Origin of the sequence: Nitriliruptor sp. (assembly GCF_040882075.1) — a bacterium.
GTDB lineage: Bacteria > Actinomycetota > Nitriliruptoria > Nitriliruptorales > Nitriliruptoraceae > Nitriliruptor.
Window position 1 is genome coordinate 1 of the sequence record NZ_JBBEBZ010000086.1, and the last position, 4,448, is coordinate 4,448.

Sequence of the window (4,448 nt, forward strand, 5' to 3'; positions counted from 1 at the left end):
CGACATCGGGCGAGCCCAGCGTGGATCAGCGTGAGCTCCCGCCACCCTGGCTGCCCTTGCCACCCTGGCTGCCCTGGCTGCCCTGGCTGCCCTGGCCACCCTGGCCACCCTGGCCACCCTGGCCGCGCACCTTCGCCACCATGTCCTTCACCTTCTGCTGGTTCTCCGGCTTCCGCGCCTCGTCCACGACGCGTTTGGCGACACCTGCCTTGGCGAACATGCTCAACAGTCCCACGATCAGAAGCTCCTCGTCGACGTCCCGCTGCTCCATGCAGCCGACCGGCCAGAGTACGCCCACCCGACCGCCCGGTCGGCGGGGGACGTGGCTCGACGGCAGGGGCCGGCCCCCACGCGGCTCCCTCGCACCGCGGGCTCCGAGGGACGACTCGCTGGCCGCGAGCCGCTCAGCCGCTCAGCCGTCGGCTGCCTCGTCGGGTTCGCGCCGCCAGTAGGCGACCAGGCTGGTCCGTCTCGTCGGGACCCCGATCTCCCCGGCGTGACGCCGGACGGCCTTGACGGTGTCGCGCTCCGCGCCGGCCCAGACGTAGCCGTCGCCCTCCGGCTGGCGGAGGCCGCCGAGCACGTCCGCGACCCGCGACGCGATCGTGCCGGCCGGCGCCCCGTCACGGTGCAGCCAGATCACCTGCGTCGCGCTCCGTGTCGGGAGCGGGTGACGTTCCTCCCGGCAGGCGACCTCGGCCACGACGGTGACCGGCACGTGCGGCGGCAGCGTCTCGAGGATCGCGCCGACGGCGGGCAGTCCCGTGTCGTCGGCGACGAGCAGGAACCAGTCGGTGCCGGGGGGAGGATCGAAGGTCGCTCGGGGGCCCCACAACGCGACCCGATCACCCGCCTCGGCCCGCCGCGCCCACGTCGTGGCGTGACCTGCGGGGTCGTGCAGGGCGAACAGCAGATCGAGTTCGCTCGTCTCCGGCCGCCACGAGCGGAGGGTGTAGTAGGCCCCGACGGGCCGGTCCGCCTCGGGCATCCGGGCGTAGGCCTGCCAGGTGAAGGACCGACCCACCGTCAAGGTCTGCTGCCCCGGTGGTGGCAGCAGGAGGTACAGGAAGGTGTCGGGACCGAGCGGTCGGAAGTCACGGAGATCGCCGGTCGCGAAGGTGATCCGGCGCAGGCTCGCGTGGACGTCCTCGACGCCGACGACCGTCGTCAGGTAGGTGCGCACGGACCGCAGCTGCCGTGCGTCACGGTCCGCGGCCGTCTCGTCGGGGCCGATCTTCTCCGAACTCACCCGGGCAACCGACGGGAACGCCAGAGCAGCCACACGAAGTACGGCGCGCCGAGGATCGCCGCGAGGAGGCCGGCGGGGATCTGACCGGGCGCGATGATGGTCCGCCCGACGGTGTCGGCGACGCTGACGAGCCCGGCGCCGAGGAGGCCCGCGACCGGGATGACGCGCAGGTGACGGCTGCCGACGAGCACGCGCGCGGCGTGCGGCGCGACCAGCCCGACGAACCCGACCACGCCGATCGCAGAGACGGCCGTCGCGGTGAGGAGCGCCGCGCCGACGAGGGCCACGAACCGCGTCGGGGAGAGCGGGACGCCGAGCACCCGCGGGGTGTCGTCGTCGAGGGTCAACAGGTCGAGCTCGCGGTGGCCGGCGAGCGCCAGCGGGGTCAACACCAGCAGCGCGAGGAGCACGGGCACGAGCTGCGGGAGCGTGCGCCCGTAGGTCGACCCCGACAGCCACGTCAGCGCGAGGGCGAGGTTCCACGGGTTGGTGACGAGCAGGATGAGGGTGATGAGCGCCGCCGCGCCGGACGAGACCCCGATGCCGATGAGCACGAGCCGGTCCGCGGTGAGCCCGACCCGGGACGAGAGGCCGTACACCAGCGCGAAGGCCAGGAGAGCCCCCGCCGCGGCCGCAGCGGTCAGCGTCCAGATCCCGACCTGCGGGACGAAGGCGAGCACGAGGACCGCGCCGACCCCCGCGCCGCCGGTGATGCCGAGCAGGCCCGGTTCGGCGAGCGGGTTGCGGCACACGCCCTGCACCACCGTGCCCGCGATGCCGAGGGCCGCGCCGGCCAGCAGGGCCGCGACGACACGAGGCAGGCGCGCATCGAGCACGAACGTGATCGCCCGGCCGGAGCGGCCGTACAGCCAGTTCACGAGGTCGCCACCGAGCACGCCGGTGTCACCGGCGAGCAGCCCACCGAACCCGGCGGTGACCAGGAGGAGACCAGCGAGGACCAGCACCGTCACGAACCGACGGTGGGACCGCGCACCACCGCCGACGGTCCCGGGAGGCTGACGGACGTGGCCGGAGTCGCGGTAGCGGCTCGCGAGCCAGACGAGGACGCCGGCGCCGAAGATCGAGGTGACGACGCCGGTGGGTACCTCGACGCCGCCCTGACCGCCGAGCACCGCCCGCAGCAGCACGTCCGCGGCCAGCACCACGATCACGCCCGCGATCCCACAGAGCGGGAAGAGGACGTGGTGGCGGTGGATCTCGGGGAGCCGCGCCCCACCGACCCGGACGATCGCCGGCGCTGCGAGCCCGACGAAACCGACCGGTCCCGCCACCGCGACCGCTGCGGCGCTCAGCAGCACGGCCAGCACCACGACGACCATCCGGCTGCGCCGCACTCCGATCCCCATGACCCTCGCGGTGTCGTCCCCCAGCGCGAGGAGGTCGAGGGTCCGACCGATGAGAAGGCAGCCGACGACGCCGACGAGCACGACCGGTGCCATCTGGGCGACCCCGTCGACCCCGGTCTGGCCGAGCGAACCGGCGCGCCACGCGAACAGCCCGATCGTCCCCTCCGGATCGAGCAACAGCACGAACGTCGACATCGACCACAGCGCGAGACCGACCGCCGATCCAGCGAGCACGAGCCGGGTCGGGCCGGCCGCCCCGCTCGCAGACATGCCCAGCACCACCATCGCGGTCACGAGCCCGCCGGCGAACGCCACCCCACCCGCCGGCAGCACCGGCAGCGAGACCCCGAAGGCGGCGGTCACCACCACCGCGAGGTAGGCCCCCGCATCGACACCGAGGGTGTCGGGGGACGCCAACGGGTTGCGGGCGAGCGACTGCAGCGCCGTCCCGGCGAACCCGAGCGCGACACCGACGAGCACCCCGGCCAGCAGCCGGGGGATCCGGGACGCGACCATCACGGCCGCGGACTGGTCGGTCCCGCGACCCGTCACGAGCCGGTAGAGGTCCGCGGCATCGACCGCCGAGGTCCCCTGCGTGAGGTGGATGGCCGCGAGCACCGTCACCGCGGTGAGTCCGGCACCGACGAGCGCGACCACCCGCGACGCGCGAGCAGGTGGCGGCGTCGTCGTTTCCACGCCGACAGCCGCCTCCGGGACCGGAGACGGCTGTCGCAGGGTCGTTCGGGTCACGCGGCGAGCGTCCCGACGATCGCGTCGACGAGCTGTTCGACCGAGCGGGGGCCACCGAACATCCAGATGCCGTCGGGCAGTCGGTGCACGTCCCCGCTCTCGACGAACTCGAGGGACTCCCAAAGGGCGTTGCCCTCGAGCGTCGCGTACGGGTCCTCCTCGACGTCGTTGCTGTAGTAGACGAAGTGGACGTCACCGAGCCCGGTCAGGCCTTCGACGTCGGTGACCGCGAGCCCGTAGTCGGGGTCACCCTCGAGTTCCCAGGCCGACTCCAACCCGAGCTCCTCCGCGACCGCCCCGGCGAGCGAGGTCTCGGTGAAGGCGCGGACGTTCACGGTGTTGCCCTCGACCCAGCCGTCAGCCAGCGCGAACCGGTCGCCCGCGACGCCAGCGGCGTCGAGCTGTTCGCTGCCGTCGGCGAGCGCCGCATCGAGGTCGGCGAGCAGCTCGTCGGCCTGGTCACTGCGGTCGACGGCCTCGGCCACGAGGGTGAGGTTGTCACGCATCTGTTCGATGGGACGCTCCGCTGCGGCGGCTCGCACCACCAACACCGGGACGATCTCCTCGAGCTGTTCGACGACGTTCGGTGCGAGGTCGGTCGTCGCGACGACCAGGTCCGGGTCGAGCCCGACGATCGCGTCGACGCTCGGCTCACCGCGCATGCCGACGTCGGTGACCGAGTCGTCGAGCGGTGCGGCCGAGACCCAGGCGCTGTACCCCTCGACGTCGGCAGCGCCCGCGGGCATCACGCCCAGCGAGACGAGGTTCTCGATCACACCCCACTCGAGTCCGACCACCGTCGTGGCCGGCGCATCCAGGGTGATCTCCTCACCACGACCGTCCGTGACGGTCACCGGTCCGTCGTCTGCGCTGGCCGCTGCGTCGCCGTCGGAGGTCTGCCCGGCCGGGCCCCCCGTGTCCGCCGCGTCGTCCTCGACGCTGCCGCAGGCGGTGCTGGCCAGGGCGAGGATCGCGGCCACTGCCGCGAGTCGGTGCAGTCGCATGTCGTGCTCCTTCCGGATGTGGGGGACGCGCGTCCCGTCACGTGGGTGTTCAGGCAGGGGTGGTGTTCAGGCAGGGGT

Annotated in this window: 4 protein-coding genes; all 4 read right to left on the bottom strand. The window is 73.2% G+C overall.

Annotated elements, in window-relative coordinates; genetic code table 11:
* Window positions 1–25: 25 nt before the first annotated feature.
* Window positions 26–235: a hypothetical protein gene (locus tag WEB03_RS04490; protein ID WP_368069770.1), complete on the bottom strand. Its 210-nt coding sequence runs from the start codon at window positions 233–235 to the stop codon at window positions 26–28.
* Between the two features lie 177 nt (window positions 236–412).
* Entirely contained in the window at window positions 413–1,249 is an 837-nt protein-coding gene (locus tag WEB03_RS04495; RefSeq protein WP_368069771.1) for a siderophore-interacting protein, read from the bottom strand.
* On the bottom strand, window positions 1,246–3,351 hold the full coding sequence (locus tag WEB03_RS04500) for an iron ABC transporter permease (protein WP_368069773.1): 2,106 nt from the start codon (window positions 3,349–3,351) through the stop codon (window positions 1,246–1,248). The genes WEB03_RS04495 and WEB03_RS04500 overlap by 4 nt, the downstream gene beginning before the upstream one ends.
* A gap of 11 nt (window positions 3,352–3,362) precedes the next feature.
* Window positions 3,363–4,370 carry an ABC transporter substrate-binding protein gene (locus WEB03_RS04505; protein WP_368069772.1) on the bottom strand — a complete coding sequence of 336 codons (1,008 nt, stop codon included), beginning with the start codon at window positions 4,368–4,370 and terminating at the stop codon, window positions 3,363–3,365.
* Between the last annotated feature and the right edge of the window lie 78 nt (window positions 4,371–4,448).

Excerpts from the sequence above, each read along its gene's own strand:
- WEB03_RS04505 (WP_368069772.1), bottom strand. The coding sequence starts at position 4,370 with ATGCGACTGCACCGACTCGCGGCAGTGGCCGCGATCCTCGCCCTGGCC.